Annotated in this window: 14 protein-coding genes; 8 read left to right on the forward strand and 6 right to left on the reverse strand. The window is 65.9% G+C overall.

All coding sequences use genetic code 11. The features are described from left to right. Window positions 1-96: 96 nt before the first annotated feature. The 6 genes from AC1DK4_RS10110 to AC1DK4_RS10135 form a co-directional block, all read right to left on the reverse strand. Window positions 97-438, reverse strand: a complete 342-nt coding sequence (locus tag AC1DK4_RS10110; protein ID WP_441613988.1) for a copper-binding protein — start codon at window positions 436-438, stop codon at window positions 97-99. Continuing rightward, a complete protein-coding gene (locus AC1DK4_RS10115) occupies window positions 435-3,602 on the reverse strand; it encodes an efflux RND transporter permease subunit (RefSeq protein ID WP_441613989.1) in 3,168 nt (1,055 codons plus the stop codon). The genes AC1DK4_RS10110 and AC1DK4_RS10115 overlap by 4 nt, the downstream gene beginning before the upstream one ends. After that, window positions 3,599-5,128 carry an efflux RND transporter periplasmic adaptor subunit gene (locus AC1DK4_RS10120; RefSeq protein WP_441613990.1) on the reverse strand — a complete coding sequence of 510 codons (1,530 nt, stop codon included), beginning with the start codon at window positions 5,126-5,128 and terminating at the stop codon, window positions 3,599-3,601. Before AC1DK4_RS10120 ends, AC1DK4_RS10115 begins: the two co-directional genes overlap by 4 nt. After that, window positions 5,125-6,426 carry a TolC family protein gene (locus tag AC1DK4_RS10125; RefSeq protein ID WP_441613991.1) on the reverse strand — a complete coding sequence of 434 codons (1,302 nt, stop codon included), beginning with the start codon at window positions 6,424-6,426 and terminating at the stop codon, window positions 5,125-5,127. Before AC1DK4_RS10125 ends, AC1DK4_RS10120 begins: the two co-directional genes overlap by 4 nt. A 72-nt stretch (window positions 6,427-6,498) precedes the next feature. Further along, the gene (locus AC1DK4_RS10130) at window positions 6,499-6,771 is read right to left on the reverse strand and encodes a hypothetical protein (protein ID WP_441613992.1); all 273 of its coding nucleotides are present in this window, start codon (window positions 6,769-6,771) and stop codon (window positions 6,499-6,501) included. Between the two features lie 344 nt (window positions 6,772-7,115). Then, window positions 7,116-8,030 carry a LysR family transcriptional regulator gene (locus tag AC1DK4_RS10135; RefSeq protein ID WP_441613993.1) on the reverse strand — a complete coding sequence of 305 codons (915 nt, stop codon included), beginning with the start codon at window positions 8,028-8,030 and terminating at the stop codon, window positions 7,116-7,118. A 144-nt stretch (window positions 8,031-8,174) separates the two neighbouring features. Between AC1DK4_RS10135 and AC1DK4_RS10140 the strand changes: the two genes are divergently transcribed. The 8 genes from AC1DK4_RS10140 to AC1DK4_RS10175 all read left to right on the forward strand — a co-directional run bounded on the left by AC1DK4_RS10140 (window position 8,175) and on the right by AC1DK4_RS10175 (window position 16,613). Further along, window positions 8,175-9,227, forward strand: a complete 1,053-nt coding sequence (locus AC1DK4_RS10140) for a TauD/TfdA family dioxygenase (protein ID WP_441613994.1) — start codon at window positions 8,175-8,177, stop codon at window positions 9,225-9,227. A gap of 54 nt (window positions 9,228-9,281) precedes the next feature. Further along, window positions 9,282-10,274, forward strand: coding sequence for a Bug family tripartite tricarboxylate transporter substrate binding protein (locus AC1DK4_RS10145; protein ID WP_441613995.1), 993 nt, complete (start codon window positions 9,282-9,284; stop codon window positions 10,272-10,274). 14 nt (window positions 10,275-10,288) lie between these two features. Further along, window positions 10,289-11,071, forward strand: coding sequence for a class II aldolase/adducin family protein (locus AC1DK4_RS10150; protein WP_441613996.1), 783 nt, complete (start codon window positions 10,289-10,291; stop codon window positions 11,069-11,071). Window positions 11,072-11,152: 81 nt separating this feature from the next. Next, entirely contained in the window at window positions 11,153-11,977 is an 825-nt protein-coding gene (locus AC1DK4_RS10155) for an enoyl-CoA hydratase/isomerase family protein (RefSeq protein WP_441613997.1), read from the forward strand. A gap of 33 nt (window positions 11,978-12,010) precedes the next feature. Continuing rightward, entirely contained in the window at window positions 12,011-13,189 is a 1,179-nt protein-coding gene (locus AC1DK4_RS10160) for a thiolase family protein (protein WP_441613998.1), read from the forward strand. Window positions 13,190-13,215: 26 nt separating this feature from the next. Then, a complete protein-coding gene (locus tag AC1DK4_RS10165) occupies window positions 13,216-14,223 on the forward strand; it encodes a Bug family tripartite tricarboxylate transporter substrate binding protein (RefSeq protein ID WP_441613999.1) in 1,008 nt (335 codons plus the stop codon). A gap of 127 nt (window positions 14,224-14,350) precedes the next feature. Continuing rightward, the gene (locus AC1DK4_RS10170) at window positions 14,351-15,583 is read left to right on the forward strand and encodes a CaiB/BaiF CoA transferase family protein (protein WP_441614000.1); all 1,233 of its coding nucleotides are present in this window, start codon (window positions 14,351-14,353) and stop codon (window positions 15,581-15,583) included. Between the two features lie 31 nt (window positions 15,584-15,614). Next, window positions 15,615-16,613 carry a tripartite tricarboxylate transporter substrate binding protein gene (locus AC1DK4_RS10175; protein ID WP_441614001.1) on the forward strand — a complete coding sequence of 333 codons (999 nt, stop codon included), beginning with the start codon at window positions 15,615-15,617 and terminating at the stop codon, window positions 16,611-16,613. The last annotated feature ends 125 nt before the right edge of the window (window positions 16,614-16,738 follow it).

Below are 16,738 nucleotides of genomic sequence, written 5' to 3' on the forward strand. Positions count from 1 at the left end.
CAGCTCGCAGCTCACGGCCCCCCATGCTTCTGCATCTCCAGAGGTCAGGCTGGCTGCATGACTGGCGGCACTGCCAGACCTCTGGATTGCATCGGGTTACTTCTTCAGCTCGATAACCGTTGCCTTGCCGTCCAAGGTGTCGAAGGTTGCCGACACCCTGTCACCTTCCTTCAGGTTCTTCAATGTTCCGGGGTCCTTGACGGGAAATGCCATGGTCATCGCGGACATGCCCAGGTTGGCAATCGGCCCATGCTTGAGCGTGACCTTGCCCGTTGCCGCGTCGATCTTGCGAATCTCGGCCGGGACGGGTTGAGGCGCCTTCGCGGCGCCGGTCGCGGGCTTCATGTCCATGCCATCCATATTCGCGGCAAATGCCGCAGGCACCAGACCGAAAGCGAGCGCGAGCGCAATCGCAACGGCATCGAGGGGCGTCTTCATGTTTCCTCCTTGAGAGTCGGGTGGGTAAGGGCGGGGTATGTGGTCGCCTGGCGACGGCGCATCAGCAGGTACACGGCGGGTACCACGAATAGCGACAGCAGCGGCGCCGTGATCATGCCACCGACCATCGGTGCCGCAATGCGTTGCATGACTTCCGAACCGGTGCCATGCGACCACATGATCGGGATGAGCCCGGCAAGGATGACGGCCACCGTCATGGCCTTGGGGCGCACGCGCTGCACCGCGCCCTCCTGGATGGCGGCAAGCAGTGCAGCGACGTCCGTCTCTCCTCGCTGCTGTCGGTCGTGCCAGGCGTTCTTGAGGTATAGCAGCATGATCACGCCGAACTCGGCCGCCACGCCGGCCAGTGCGATGAAGCCGATCACGCCCGCCACGGACAGGTTGTAGCCGAGCACGTAAAGCAGCCAGAAGCCACCGATCAACGCCAGCGGCAGCGTCCCCATGATCAGCAGCGCCTCGTCGAGGCGGCCGAATACCAGGTAGAGCAGTACGAAGATGATCAGCAGCGTGAATGGCACCACCACCTTGAGCTTCGCACTTGCGCGTTCCAGATACTCGAACTGCCCGGACCAGCTCAGCGAATAGCCGGCCGGCATCGGCACCGCCCTGGCCACTGCGGCTTGCATGTCACGCACGGCCGAGCGCAGGTCGCGCCCGCGGATATCGACGTAGATCCATCCCGACAGCCGGGCATTTTCACTGCGCAGCATCGGCGGCCCCTGCACCACCTGGATGCGCGCCACATCGGACAGGACGATCTGCTGTCCACGATCCGTCACGACCGGAAGGCTGCGCAGTTGCTCGACGGAATCGCGATAGTCGCGTGGATACCGCAGATTGATCGGGAAACGCGCCAACCCGTCCACCACTTCGCCGACGTTGTCGCCACCGATTGCCGAGGACACGATGCTTTGTATGTCGCCGATATTAAGACCATAGCGACCCGAGGCCGCGCGGTCGATATCGATGTCGATGTAGCGTCCCCCGGTCAGCCGCTCCGCCAGTGCGGACGTGACACCGGGGACGGACTTCACGGCTTCCTCGATGCGGGTGGCAAGCCGGTCCATTTCCTTCAGGTCGGTGCCCGCCACCTTGATGCCAACCGGGCTCTTGATACCGGTGGCCAGCATGTCGATGCGGTTGCGGATCGGCGGCACCCAGAGGTTCGACAAGCCCGGCACCTTCACCACGCGATCGAGTTCTTCCACCAGCTTGTCCGGGGTCATGCCGGCACGCCACTGATTGCGCGGCTTGAACTGGATCGTGGTTTCGAACATCTCCAGCGGCGCCGGATCGGTAGCCGAGTCGGCGCGACCAGCCTTGCCATGGACGGTGGCGACTTCCGGAACCGACTTGATCAGGCGGTCTGTCTGCTGCAGCAACTGCGCGGCCTTGCCAGCCGAAAGGCCGGGTAGCGCCGAGGGCATGTAGAGCAGGTCGCCTTCGTCCAGCGGTGGCATGAATTCGCCACCGATCCGCGCGATTGGCCAGGCCGTTGCCGCCAGGGCGATGGCTGCCAGGACGACGGTGGTTCGCGGATAGCGGAGTACCTTCGCCAGGACGGGCTGGTAGGCGCGGATCAGCCAGCGGTTCAGCGGATTGGCGTGCTCGCCGGGGATGCGGCCGCGAATGAGGTAACCCATGAGCACCGGCACCAGCGTGATCGACAGGCCAGCCGCTGCCGCCATCGAGTACGTCTTGGTGAACGCCAGGGGCGAGAACAGCCGACCCTCCTGGGCTTCGAGCGTGAACACCGGCACAAATGACAGCGTGATGATCAGCAGCGAGAAGAACAATGCCGGACCCACCTCCGCAGCGGATTCGCCAATCACGCGCCAGCGCTCTGCCCCGGACATCGGCTGGCCAGGATGGCTGGCATGCCAGTGCTCCAGATGCTTGTGGGCGTTCTCGATCATCACGACGGCCGCATCCACCATCGCGCCAATCGCAATTGCGATGCCGCCCAGCGACATGATGTTGGCATTGACGCCCTGGTACCGCATGACGACGAACGCGGCCAGAATGCCAAGGGGCAGCGACACGATGGCCACCAGGGCGGAGCGCAGGTGAAACAGAAACACCAGGCACACCAGCGCAACGACGATGAATTCTTCGATGAGCTTGTGGGTGAGATTGTCCACTGCACGGTGGATCAGCCCGGAGCGATCGTAGGTGGTGACGATCTCGACGCCGGCAGGCAGGCTTTTCTTGAGCACTTCCAGTCTGGCCTTGACCGCATCGATAGTTTCCAGCGCGTTCTTGCCCGAGCGCATCACAATGACGCCGCCCGTCACCTCGCCCTGGCCGTCGAGCTCGGAGATGCCGCGTCGCGTCTCCGGCCCGAGCTGGATCGTGGCGATATCCCCCAGGCGGACAGGGATGCCCGCGCTGCTGGCCTCGATCGGTACCTGCCTGAAATCGTCGAGCGTCTTCAGGTAGCCCGAGGCCCTGACCATGTACTCGGCCTCCCCAAGCTCCAGTACCGATCCGCCTGCCTCCTGGTTGGCCCCGCGGATCGCGGCGAGCACCTTGGCCTGCGAGAGGTTATAGGCGCGCAGGCGGTCAGGCATCAGCACGATCTGGTACTGCCGGACCATGCCGCCCAGCGACGCTACCTCGGCGACGTTCGGCAAGGATTTCAGCTCGAAGCGCAGGAACCAGTCCTGTAAGGCGCGCAACTGACTCAGGTCGTGGCGGCCAGTCCGGTCGACCAGCGCATACTCATAGATCCAGCCCACGCCGGTTGCGTCGGGCCCCAATGCTGGCTTGGCCGCTGCCGGGAGGCGGGACTGCACCTGGTTCAGGTACTCCAGTACGCGCGAGCGAGCCCAGTACGGGTCGGTCCCGTCCTCGAACAGGACGTAGACAAACGAGTCCCCGAAGAAGGAGTAGCCCCGTACCGTCCTGGCCCCCGGCACCGACAGCATCGTGGTGGTGAGCGGATAGGTAACCTGGTTTTCGACAAGCTGCGGCGCTTGCCCCGGGAACGGTGTGCGGATGATGACTTGTGTGTCGGACAGGTCCGGCAATGCATCGAGCGGCGTGCCGTGGATCGCCCACAGACCCCACGCGGCCAGCATGACTGTGGCCAGCAGCACCAGGAAGCGATTGCGTATCGATGCCAGGATGATGCGCGCAATCATGGCTTGGCTCCTTCGGCGCCAGCCGGCTTTACCGACGATAGCGTGGCCGCGCCGTCCTGTTCCAGGCGGAAACGGAACCGGATACGATCGCCCGGCTTCAATCCCTTGAGCAATGCAGCGTCGCGTGCGGCGAAATCCATGGTCATGGCGCCCCACTGCGCGGCGGGAATCGGGCCATGCGAGATCGTCAGCCCGTCGGCATTGACCGCCTCGATGCGACCGGTGCCTTCGTATTCCTGCACCGCCGCGGCGGGCGGGGATGCACCGGCGGGCGATACCAGCCGCTCCGACGTGCCGCGCAGGCTCGCTTCGGAATCGATCAGGAACTGGCCGGAGGTCACGACCTTCTGACCGGCGCTTAATCCGGAGAGGACTTCGGTCATGCCGTCGGATTCATGACCTGTGCGGATTTCGGTGGCCACATAACCTTGCGGACCTGCATCGACCATGACGATGGTGCGCCGACCCGTACGAATCGCGGCCTCGGATGGAATCTGCAACACGTCCTGCCGGTCGCCGCTGTCGAAACGCACGTTGGCAAACATGCCGGGCGCCAGCCTGTGCTGCCTGTTTGGCAAGACGATGCGGACCTTGATGGTGCGCGTGGCCGGATTGACGTCGGGCAGAATCGCATCGACCTTGCCGGTCACGGGCTCCGGGGCGGCGGCGGCCGACACCGTGACGGCCTGTCCTGGTGCGATGCCACGCGCCTGGGCCTCGGGCACTTCCGCAATCACCCATACCTGGCCGAGATCCGCCAGCCGGAACAGTGTCATGCCCGGGGTCACCGTCATGCCCTCGCGTACCGCGATTTCGGTCACCACGCCATCGAGCGGGCTGGCGATGCCCTGGCCCGTCTGCAGCGTTCCCGACCGGGCGACCGCATCGGCTTGGCCAGGTGTCATGCCGGCTTGCAGCATGCGCGCTTTTGCCGCACCCGCCAGGTCGCCCTGTAGCCCTTGGGGCAGCCGCGCCACGGCCAGGTATTCTTCCTGTGCCGCCACCCAGTCGGGTGCGTAGAGGGTGATCAATGCCTGGCCCTTTCGCACCGGATCGAGTGTGGCCCGCACGCCCACATGCTGCACGAAGCCGGTGGTGCGCGCCTGGATGACCTGGACGCTGCGCTCGTCGATCGCCACATTGCCGGGTGCCTCTAGCACGGAGGCGATACGCGCGGACTTCACCTCTGCCGTGCGGATGCCCAGGTTCTGCGTGACGCGGCCGTCGATGGTGACACCGCTATTGCCGGCACCGTCGCCATCGGCATAGACCGGCACCAGTTGCATATCCATGAAAGGCGATTTGCCCGGCTTGTCGAAGCGCTGCCCCGGCACCATCGGGTCGTGCCAGTAGAGAACCTTCCTTCCAGCTTGTGGTTCGATATCGCCGGCTTTCGCTGTCGCGCCGGTCTCCGGTTTGCCGGGCATGGCAGGCATTCCCTGCGAAACGCCGAAGCGATAGCCCGCATATCCGGCCGCACCGGTCAGAACCAGGCACGCCATGGCGATCTTTAGTCGTGGGCTCATTTGAGATCCTTGGTAGCCGGTTCGGTTTGTGCGGTGGGCAGGGGCGTCAGGAAGGTGAGTTCGGCCCAGAGCCTTGTTGTGCGTCGCTCCAGGGCCAGGCGTTCCAGCGCGGTATCGATGGCGCGGTGATTGGCTTCAGCCACCGCCAGCAGCGAACCCGTGTTGGCGCGGTAGGCCGTCAGCGCGGCATCCGCCTGTGCGTTGGCAAGCGGCAGCGTGGCGTCGTCATAGCGCTTGAGGCGTTCCAGGTTGCGACGCAACTCCGCGAGGCGCGCACCGACTACCGCGTCGGTATCGCGCTGGATGATTTCCGCCTTGGCGCGCGCCTCCGTGGCCTGTGCGAGCCGTGCGGACACTTCACGGTCCTGCCGGTTGGCGCGATCCCACGGCAGCGGGAAGCTCACGTTGATCGACGCCAGGTTGGAGTACGCCGAGCCGCGCTGGCTATACATCAGCTCGACCGCGACGTCGGGCTTGCGCGCTTCGTCCGCCACGCGCACTTCGCTCTCTGCAAGGGTAACGGCGCGCTGGGCCGCGGCAATTTCCGGTACGCCGTCGTAGCGCGTACGGATGAGTTGCCCGATGCGATCCGGTACGGCCAGCGCAGGGCTTTCGCCGAGCGGACGCGCGGCGTCCGCGCCTATCCAGCGCGACAGATTGACGCGGGCGGTGTCGAGCGCCGCCTGGTTCTCGCCTTCACGGTCGAGCAGTTTTTGCACTTCCAGTTGCGCGGACAGCACGTCGGCACGCGTGCCGCGGCCGCTGCGATAGGCCACATTGGCGGCTTCCAGCGCGAGATTCAATGGATGCGCGTGGTGGCCAAGCAGTGCGGCCGCCTGCTCGGCGTACCGGCGGTCGATCCACGCGGCCACGGCGCTGCGCTGGACATTGGTCACGCCGACCATGCGTCGCGCATCGGCGGAAGCGGCTTCTGCCTCGAAGCGCGCGGCGCGCGCCCGTCGCTTGTCAGCGCGCGTGAATTCCTGCAGCACGCTGACCGAACGCGTGGTCATGGAGTCACGACTCAGCGAGAACTTGTCGTGGCCATCGGCAGGCACATCGTTCAGTCCAACCTTGAAGACGGGATCGGGCAACTGGCCTGCAGCAACAGCCTGTTGCACGGCCGCTTCGATGGCACCGTGCGAATCCTCGGCATCGTGCGCATGCGCCGTTGCAAGTGCGGCGGCCTCTTCGATGGATAGAACAGGGGCGGCATGCGGTGGCGCAGCAAGCGACACCGACATGCCGAGGGCGGACGCGCAAAGCAGCGCCCGCCGCAGATAACGCGGGAATGACATAAAGCCTCCGGAAACAACGACCACCACTCCCGAGAGGTCGGGAGCGACAAAGATGTGGCGTAGCTTCGGAGGCTAGGTGCGGAAACAGCAGTGGAGAATGGCGTGCGGCGGTGGCGGCGCACGCGGCTGGGTCTGCGCGCGCACGGCGATCAGCGGCGCGGCATCCAGTACGGGGGGCTCGACGAGGATGCTGACGAGGAGCGGGATATGCGCCGGAATCTGTGGCGCGGAGAGATCGGCGTGCTTTGCATCAGCCTGGCAATGGCTCATGCAAAGCGCTTTCTGGCCATCGTTCTGCGCGGCATCCTGGTCGGCCATGTCCGCGCAAGACACCATGTTCTCCATCGGCGCCTGTCCTGCCGGCTCGCTCAGGCCCATCGTACAGGCGTAAGCGGCCGTTGCCAGCTGGACTGACAGGAACACAAGCAGAAGGAGTCCGGCAATCCACGAATGCCGGCGGACGATATGACGCACGATCTAGGGGTATCTCAAACCAGTGCAAAGCATAACCAGTTTCCAGGCGATTGCAATAGCGGACTCTCAGGCGAACCAGCGGCACTATCGGCCGCCGGCGCCCCCCGCACTTGCGAGATGCGGGTGTGATCAGGCCTGCGATGACACGTCGCTGGCGCGTGCGCCATCGGTGTGCGGATCGCGGTTGAATCCGCAGGCCATTGCCGCCGGCCGGGTCACGCGACTGCGCATTCCCTCTCCCGTGACAGAAACGGAGAAAGCAGCGTTTCCCTGAATTCGACGCAGAACGGCGAAAGATAGGCGTCACCGCGCCAGAACAGCGCGATCCCGGGTTGCCGGAGCAGGCTGGGATCGCCGACCACGCAGAGGTCGCGTCCATCCGCCTGCTGCAACGCGCGCTGCGCCACGACGCCGAGCAGGTCGCTGTTGCGAATCAGCTCGCCAACCGAGCCGCCCGACCCGTTCCACTCCACGGCGACGCGTGGCGGCGGCAGTTTCTGGCGGGCGAGGGCCTCCTGCACGATCTGGTACACGCTGGATGACGGTTGCGGAAGCGCCCAGCGCTCGTCAGCCAGATCAGCCAGCGTCTTCCATGCGCGCAGCCGCGGATGATCGGCACGCGCGACGATCTGCATGGCCAGCGGCTGCAGAGGGGCGTGGAGCAGGCCGTCAGGCACGCCGGGAGGCAATCCTCCGCACGCGAAGTCGACTTCGCCAGACAGCAGCGCCTGCAGTGCGCCTTGCGTCAGGCTCGTGTCGATCGAGAAGCGGGCGAGCGGACGGCTCGCCAGGAACTGCGCGATCACCGGCATCAGGAACGCCGAGACAAGGTGGGGCGTGCCCGCGAGGCGGATATTCCCCGCGCGCGCCGAACGCTGGGCTTCCAGCTCGCCCATGAGATCGTGGCTCGCAAGCACGACCTGTTCGGCACGTGCGAGCAACGACTGCCCTGGCTGCGTGAGCGCCACGCCGCGGGCGGTGCGGTCAAACAGCCGTATCCCGGCTTCCGACTCCAGGCGGGCCAGTGCCTTCGACAGCGCGGATTGCGTCACGCCGGCCTGTGCCGTTGCGCGGTGCAGGCTGCCGTGTCGTGCCACGAGTACGAACGCTCGGAGATCATCTATCCGCATCCAGCTTCCTCCGGACTATGTTGGTTCGGGTTGACCCGGAAGTATTCCGTTTTGGAATCGCCTGGCATATCGGGGGAATCACTGGCACCGGCTGGCTTTCGTAGAGTTGTGTCACCCCGCCGGGCGAGCGAGGGCGGCAGGACGGTGCCGGAATGGCAAAGGGAAGACGAAATGAACGAAAGTCGGATCGCGGTGGCTTCGGAACTGGTCGAGGCATTGGGAAATGGGGTGCGGTGCCATGAGCGCGCGGCGGGGCAGCCGCCGCTCTTCATCGAGCCGTACGGCGACGCATTGCGGGAGAGAACGCGCTTTCGCGCATGGACGCGCAACGCCATGCCCGTGCTCGAGGCGCTCGTCAGCCGCCACGGCGGCATCGTATTGCGGGGCTTTCCGACACCGGATACCGCCGACTTCGCCGACATCATCGACCAGCTTCCCCCGTTCCAGGACGGATACCTCGGCGGACGTGCGCCACGCATGCAGATCGCGGGACGTGTGATGGAAGCGACCCGCCTGGATGCCAGCGTCGGGCTGGGCGTGCATTCGGAGATGGCGTACCGGCGACAGTTTCCAAAGCGGATCGCCTTCTTTTCGCACAGGACGGCGCCGGTGGGCGGCGAGACCGTCGTTGCCGATGCGCGCAATTTCGTGACACAGATGGGCGAGGAGCTGGTCGCGAAGATCGAGTCGCTGGGCGTGCGCTCGGCCCTGACCTACGGACCGAAGACGGATACGGTCGAAGCCTCGTATGTCGACCAGGATCAATACGGCTGGAACCATGCGTTCGGCACCGACAGTGCGGCGGAAGTCGAAGCCCTGTGCGCGGCGCGCAGCCTCGAGCCGCTCTGGCACGACGATGGCTCCCTGACGGTGTTTGCCACGCTTGCCCCTTTTCTTGACCATCCGCAGACCGGGCAGCGTCTGTACCGCTCGGGGCTGCACCGGTCCCACACGGCCACGGAAGTGCTCGATACGGTGATCCGGAAGAACCAGCGCTACCCGACCGGCATGTTTCTCGGTCGCGCGCAACGCCTGGAGACCGCAGAGGTCGACCACATCAATGCCGTATGCGACCGGAACACCCATAGCTGGGCATGGCGCGACGGCGACGTGATGGTCCTGGACAACCTGCAGGTATGGCACGGCCGCAATCCCTACCAGGGCGCGCGGGATGTTCAGGTCGCGCTGCTCGACTGAGCGCGCCGGACCAGCGGCAAACCATTCACGTCCATCCCGCAGGAGACAGGAAACATGCGAGCAGCTTTCGGATTCAGGTGCCTTGCCGGCACGCTTGCGGCACTCGGCCTGATAGGTTGCGCCATCACGGCATCTCAGGCCGCGGAGCCGGCCTATCCCTCGAAGCCGGTCAGGCTCCTGGTGCCCTCGGTGCCCGGCGGGCCCATCGACGCGGTCTCGCGGCTCATTGGCAGCCGTCTGTCGGCGCGGCTTGGCACGAGCTTCTACGTCGAGAACAAGCCGGGCGCCAACGTGCAGGTCGGCGCGAACTACGTCGCCAGGTCCGATCCGGACGGCTACACGTTGCTGGCCACCTCGCCCGCGCACATCTCCAACCCGTTGCTCTACAGCAAGCTTCCCTACGACACGGGCCGCGACCTGACGGGCGTGGCCATGATGGCGCGCGTGCCGCTCCTGCTCGTGGTGAATGCCGACTTGCCGATCCACTCTGTCGCGGATCTGGTGGCCTGGGGCAGGGCTCATCCGGACCGGATTCGCTATGGCAGCTCGGGCTCCGGTTCGACGGCGAACCTCGCCGGCGAGTTGATCTCGATGAATACGGGAATCCGGCTCGAGCACATCCCGTACAAGGGCTCCGCGGCCGCGCTGCCGGACCTGATGGCGGGGAGGTTCGAAGTCATGATCGACACCCTCCAGCTCTTCGCCCCGCACATACGCGCCGGCAAGGTGCGCGCCATCGCCTTCACCGGCACGAAGCGTGTCCCGGCACTGCCTGACGTACCGACCTTCGCGGAGAGCGGCTATCCAGACGTGGTGGCGAATTCCTGGCTCGCCATCGTCGCCCCCGGCAAGACGCCGCCCGGCGTGGTGGAGAAGCTGGGCCATACCGTCACCGATATCCTCGCCGAGCCCGAGGTGCGCAGGCAGATCGCCGAGTTCGGCATGGAGTCCGACGTCATGACCCCGGCGCAACTCAATCGCTACTTCGTCTCGGAGAGCGAGCGCTGGGGCAGGGTCATCAAGGCAGGCAACGTCCGCGTCGAATAGACCTTACAGAGAACATGAACCCTCCTTTCACCATTGCGCGCGAAGCCGTACGAGCCACCGTCAGCGACGCCGAATGGCGGGCCCGCCAGGAACTGGCCGCCTGCTACCGTCTCGTCGACCGCTACGGGATGACTGACCTGATCTACAACCACATCACGCTGCGGATTCCCGGCACCGAGCACCTTCTCATCAATGCCTATGGGTATCTCTACAGCGAGGTCTGCGCGTCGAACCTCGTCAAGATCGACCTCGACGGCAATGTCCTGCTGAACCCGCTGAACGAGCATGACTACCAGGTCAACCGCGCCGGCATGGTGATCCACACCGCCATCCACCGCGCGAGGCCTGACGTGCACTGCGTCATTCATACCCATACCCGCGCCGGCATGGCGCTGTCCGCGCTGCCGTGCGGATTGCTGCCGATGACCCAGACGGCGCTGCGCTTCCACGGCAGGACTGCCTACCACGACTTCGACAGCCCCGTCGTCGAACTCGCGCAGCAGGCGCCGCTGGTCAGCTCGCTCGGCGATCACGACGTAGTGGTGTTGCGCAACCACGGCCTGCTGGCGGTCGGCCCGAGCGCGGCCGAGGCGTTCAGCCGCATCTACTGGCTCGAGATGGCCTGCCGCACGCAGGTCGACGCCATGGCCGCCAGCGCGGAGGTCGTCCTGCCGTCGCAGCAGGCGATCGACGACACCGTCCGGGCGATGGATGCCCGCGCCGGCACCTTCGGCAAGCGCGAATGGCCGGCGTTGCTGCGACTGCTCGACCGGATCGATGCCGGCTACAGGCATTGAGTCGATATCCCGAGGACCTCGAGGAACAGGAAGGAGAGACCCGATGATCGTATATGGCAGCAGGGCTGCGGCAGCGTACAAATGAACCGCTTGAACGGACAAGGAGAAGATATGCCGACGCAGCAAAAGAATGTGGTCGATATGGCCAACGAAGGTGGTGTGTTGTGGTTGACCATGAACAGGCCGGAAGCCCTGAATGCACTCTCGGGCTCGCTGGTCAGCGCGTTGCAGGAGAGATTCGCCGCCGCGGCGCGTGATCCCGAGGTAGGCGTGATTGTCCTGACGGGGGCCGGGCGAGCGTTCTGCGCGGGCGCCGACCTCAAGGAGGCGGAAAGCCGCGGCGCCGGTACCGAGGCAAGCGCTGCCTTCCTGCGCACCATTTCCGGCCTGACGGATGCCATGGAACTCTGTCCCAAGCCGATCATCGCCGCCGTGAACGGTGTGACGGTGGCGGGCGGCCTGGAACTGATGCTCGCCTGCGACTTTGTCGTGGCCGCGGCATCGGCAAGGCTCGGCGACGGCCATTCGAACTACGGCCTGTTTCCCGGCGCGGGTGCCACCGTCCGGCTGCCGAGGATGGTCGGTGTTGCCATGGCGAAGTACCTGATGTTCTCGGGAGAGCTTATCCCTGCCCGCGACGCGCAGGCCATCGGCCTGGTGCAGGCCGTGGCCGAGGATGAGGCGTTCCGCTCCACGGTGGCCGCCCTGGCGCAGCGCCTGGCGGCGAAGAGCCCGCTGCTGCTGGGGCGGATGAAAGAGGCGATCAGCGATGCGCCGACGCAGCCCCACGGTGCGGCCATGCGTCGGGAACGGGACCTGAGCCAGTTGTATTCCGCCTCCTTCGACCGCGCCGAAGGCCTTGCCGCATTCCGCGAAAAGCGCGCACCGCGCTTCCAGGGGCGTTGATTCCCGGCGCTTCCAATCTCACCGGAGCCATAGATGAAACAGGCATGTGCAATTGTCGGGGTCGGCATGACGCCGTTCGGCAAGTTTCCCGATCTCACGGTCCGGCACCTTGCCGAGCAGGCCGCGAGGGCGGCCCTCGGCGATGCCGGAATGCAGCCGGATGACGTGGACGAGGTGTATTTCTCGAATGCGGTCGGGGGCATGATCACCGGGCAGGAAATGATTCGCGGGCAGGCGGCGCTTCGCTTTCTCGGACTGCGGGGGCAGGCGATCTTCAATGTCGAGAATGCCTGCGCATCGGGAAGCACGGCATTCCATCTGGCCTGGAGGGCGGTGTGCAGCGGCAGGGTACAGGCCGCGCTGGTGGTGGGCGCCGAACGCATGACGCATCCGGACAAGCGGGTTTCGCTGGCGGCGCTGGCCACGGCTGTCGATCTCGACGAGAAGCAGCCGGAACACGTCGGCGCGGGAAGCGGGTCCATCTTCATGGATATCTACGCCGCCCGAACCCGCAAGTACATGGCGCAGACCGGCGCCACGCGCGCGGACCTGGCGGGGATCGTGGTCAAGAGCCGCAGGGCCGCCTCGTTGAATCCGAATGCCCAGTTTCGGGCGGAGACGACAGTCCCGGACGTGCTGGCGAGCCGGGTCATCAGCGATCCGCTGACGCTGCAGATGTGCTCGTCGATCGGCGACGGCGCAGCCGCCATCGTCGTCTGCTCTCCCGAACGCGCCGCGCGCCTTTCCGCGCGGCGCCCGGTGTGGGTGGGTGGATCGGTCATCGTCTCCGGAACGCCTGAGGGCAGCGGGAAGCCTGCCGCCGTCCGCGCCACATTCCAGGCGTACGAGGAAGCCGGCGTCGATCCGCGCGACATTCACGTAGCCGAGCTGCACGATGCCTCGGCACCCGCGGAACTGATGTACTACGAGTCGCTAGGACTCTGTGGCCCGGGCGAGGGCCCCGCGCTATTGCGAAGCGGCCAGACGGGAATCAATGGCCGGATATCCGTCAATCCAAGCGGCGGCCTGCTGAGCAAGGGGCATCCCATCGGCGCGACGGGCGTGGCCCAGCTCGTCGAACTGACACAACAGTTGCGGGGCCAGGCGGGGCCACGGCAACGCGACGACGCCAAGGTCGCGCTGGCCGAAAACAACGGCGGCCAGGTTGGTCATGACGCGGCGGTCGCGGCGGCAACGATCCTGCATGTTTGACGGTTCTGCGGAGACTGGAGGCGAGCATGGAAATATTCGGCAATGAGCATTCGGCGGGACGGCGCGCATTCGGCAAGCACGTGCTCGGGCTGGCGGCGATGGGTCTGTGTGCAGGGATCCGTCCGGCGCTTGCCGCGCTCGACCCCGGGCGGCCGGTGTCCATCATCGTGCCGACCGCGCCCGGCGCCACCACCGACATCATGGCTCGCGCTTTCGCGCGGCACCTGACCCGGGCGCGAGGACAGGCCGCCGTGGTGGAGAACAAGACGGGCGCGACCGGCGCGATCGGTGCGCAGTTCGTCGCGCGGGCAGCGCCGGACGGGCATACGCTGCTGATCGGACCGAGCAGCACCATGGTGGTCAACCCGCTCGTCCAGAGCGTGCAGTACAGCACGTTGAACGACTTCCGCATCGTCGGACTGCTGGCGAAGGCCGAGACCCTGATCGTCGCCAACCCCGCAAAGGGATTCCGCAATCTTCAGGACGTGATCCGGTACGCGAAGCAGAATCCCGGAAAGCTGACCTACGGCTCGAGCGGCACCGGCAGCGTCCTCCACATGGCCATGGAGTATCTCCAGCTCTCGGCGGGGATCGAGATGATGCACGTTCCCTACAAGGGGACGGTCCAGGCCGAGGTGGCATTGCTCTCGAACGAGATCGACGTGCTGCTGACCAACACGTCGTCGGTGGAAGTGCATATCCGGGCGGGCAAGCTCGTGCCGCTGGCCATCACCAGTTCCACGGCCGGGAGCGAGCTGCGCGGCGTACCGAGGGCATCCGGGGCGGTGCCGGGCTACTCGGTCGATACCTGGCTGGGAGTCTATGTCCCCGCCCGCGCCGGTGATGACACGGTAGCCACGCTCAACGCCGCCCTGAACGGCTTCCTGGCCGATCCGGCAAGCGCGGGCAGCATGAAGAACTACGGGTTGACAGGGGCGCCGGGAACGCCGGCCGAGGCGCTCCAGTACCAGCGCGCGGAGCTGGGGAAATGGTCGCAGGTCGTGGCCGCCGCCAGGGCTGCCGGCCGCGTGTAGCGCTTGCTCGCGCCGGCGCTGCGCATCCTCCACGGAAAAGCCGGCTACCAGGTGGAGGTGGCGGCCTGCGAGGCTGCACGGATGCCCGGACGCCGGGTCTTCAGGAAATTGACAAGGAGTACATCAGATGAGTGAGCCGGGAATGCGCGACGAAGCCAGCGGCCAGCGACGGGGACCGCTTGCCAGCCTCAAGGTGCTGGACCTGGGGACGATGATTGCCGGACCCGTGGCCGGGACCCTGCTGGCCGACTTCGGTGCGGAAGTCGTGAAAGTCGAACAACCGGGTACCGGCGATCCATTGCGGAAGATCGGTCCCTTTGTCGATAACGAAAGCCTGTACTGGAATGTCGAGGGACGGAACAAGAAGTCGGTCACGCTCGATCTGCGCAAGCCGGAAGGCCAGGCACTGGCCCGCCAGCTGGCGACAAAGGTCGACGTGGTGGTAGAGAATTTCCGTCCCGGAACGCTTGCCGCGTGGGGACTTGACTACGAGGCCTTGTCCGCGCTCAATCCAGGGCTCGTCATGCTGAGCGTGTCCGGCTTCGGGCAGACCGGTCCCTACGCGAAGCGCGCTGCCTTCGATCGCATCGCGCTGGCGTTCAGCGGCGTCCTGCATATTTCCGGGTTCCCGGATCGTCCTCCCGTGAGACCGGGGGTGACGATGGCGGACTACCAGGCCGCGCTATTCGGTGCGTACGCAGTGATGATGGCGCTCTATCATCGCGACGCAAACGGCGGGGCGGGGCAGCACATCGACCTCGGGCTCTATGAATCCGTCTTCCGCTTTACCGATACCCTGGCCCCGGCCTATGACCGGCTCGGCGAGGTCCGGCAACGGCAGGGCAATCTTGCGGCGGCAGCGGCGCCGGGGGACATCTTCGAGACCTGCGATGGCCGTTATCTCGTGCTCACCATGTCCAACGACGCCATGTTCCGGCGCCTGTGCGGCGCGATGGGTACGCCGGCGCTGGCCGACGATCCCCGGTACGCCACCCATCGCCAGCGATGGGAGCATGTCGTCGAGTTGAATGCCATCGTCGGCCGATGGATCAAGGGGCTTGCGGTACCTGAGGTCGAGACCGCCTTGCACGACGCCGGGCTTGCGTACACGCTGACATACTCCATCGAGGACATTTTCTCGGATCGCCACTATCTGGAGCGAGGCAGCATTGAAAGCGTCGAGAATCCCCGCATCGGGACCGTCCGGATGCCTGGCGTGGGCCCACGGCTGTCAGCCACGCCCGCGGGGCCGATCCGTTCAGCGCCAACCCTGGCAGAGCACAACGAAGAAGTCTTCGGGGGATGGCTTGGCTTGAGCGACGCCGTGCAGCGGCAACTTCGGGAGGCGGCCGTCATATGAGGTTCCGCCGATCCCAATACAGGAGACACCCATGACACAGCGATCCCGCATTCGCCTGCTGGCCCTCGCGCTGGCCGCAACGTTGCCCGGCGTTCCAGGCCCGATTTCCGGCATCGGCGCAGCCCATGCCGAGACATGGCCTGCACGCCCGATACGTTTCCTGGTGCCGCTCGGCCCGGGCAGCAGCGCCGACTCCAGCGCGCGGCTGCTCGCCAGGCTTGCGGCGGAGGAACTGGGACAGCCCGTCGTGGTGGAAAACAAGCCGGGCGCGGATTCGCTGGTAGCGGTGCAGGCACTCCTGTCCGCACCGGCGGACGGGTACAGCATGCTGATGATCTCGCCGAGCTCGATGATCATCAACCCGCTGATCAACGCCTCCACGTCCTATGATCCGCAACTCGATCTCCGCCCGGTGGCCGGCATGATGCGACTCGGGGCCCTGCTGGTGACCGGCGGTGCGTCCCGCTTTCATACCCTCGCCGATGTGCTGGCCGAGGCAAGGCGGGCGCCAGGCTCGGTCAGCCTGGGCAGCTACACCGCCTACTATCGGCTCGGGGCGCTGCGCATGCAGCAGATGGCAAGCGTGACGTTCAACCAGGTCTCCTACAAGACCGCCACGCCGCTGCAGACCGACCTGGCCGGCGGCACGGTGGATGTCGCGCTGATCGATGTCGGCGGAGCGATGCCGCTGATCGCCTCCGGCAAGCTGCGCCCCCTGGCGGTGGCCGGCAAGGAACGGCACCGGTTGCTGCCATCCGTGCCGACGATCGCAGAGAGCGGACCGAAGCAGTACGAGATGGCGGGCTGGATCGGCATCGGCATTGCCGGGAAGACCCCCGAGCCTGTCGCGCAGTCAATCGAGACCGCCTTGATCAAGGCGATGAAGCGGCCGGAGTTCGTCAGGTACCTGACGGAAAACGTGGGCGCCGAGACGTTTGCGGTGTCGGGCAAGGAAATCCGGGCACTGGTTGAGTCCGAGACCGCCCACTATCGGCCGCTTGCCGGGCAGTTGCAGGCGGCGCAGCGTTGAGCGGACGGCCCGGCCTCCAGCGTATCCGGGGGCCGGAAGCGGCCGCCGATGGTCTGGCGTTTTTCGCTCAGGGCCAGTCTGGAAATTCCGTGGCCCCGTTGTTCGTCCTGCAACACCGGCGACTG

This window comes from Cupriavidus sp. 05N38, from assembly GCF_056397345.1.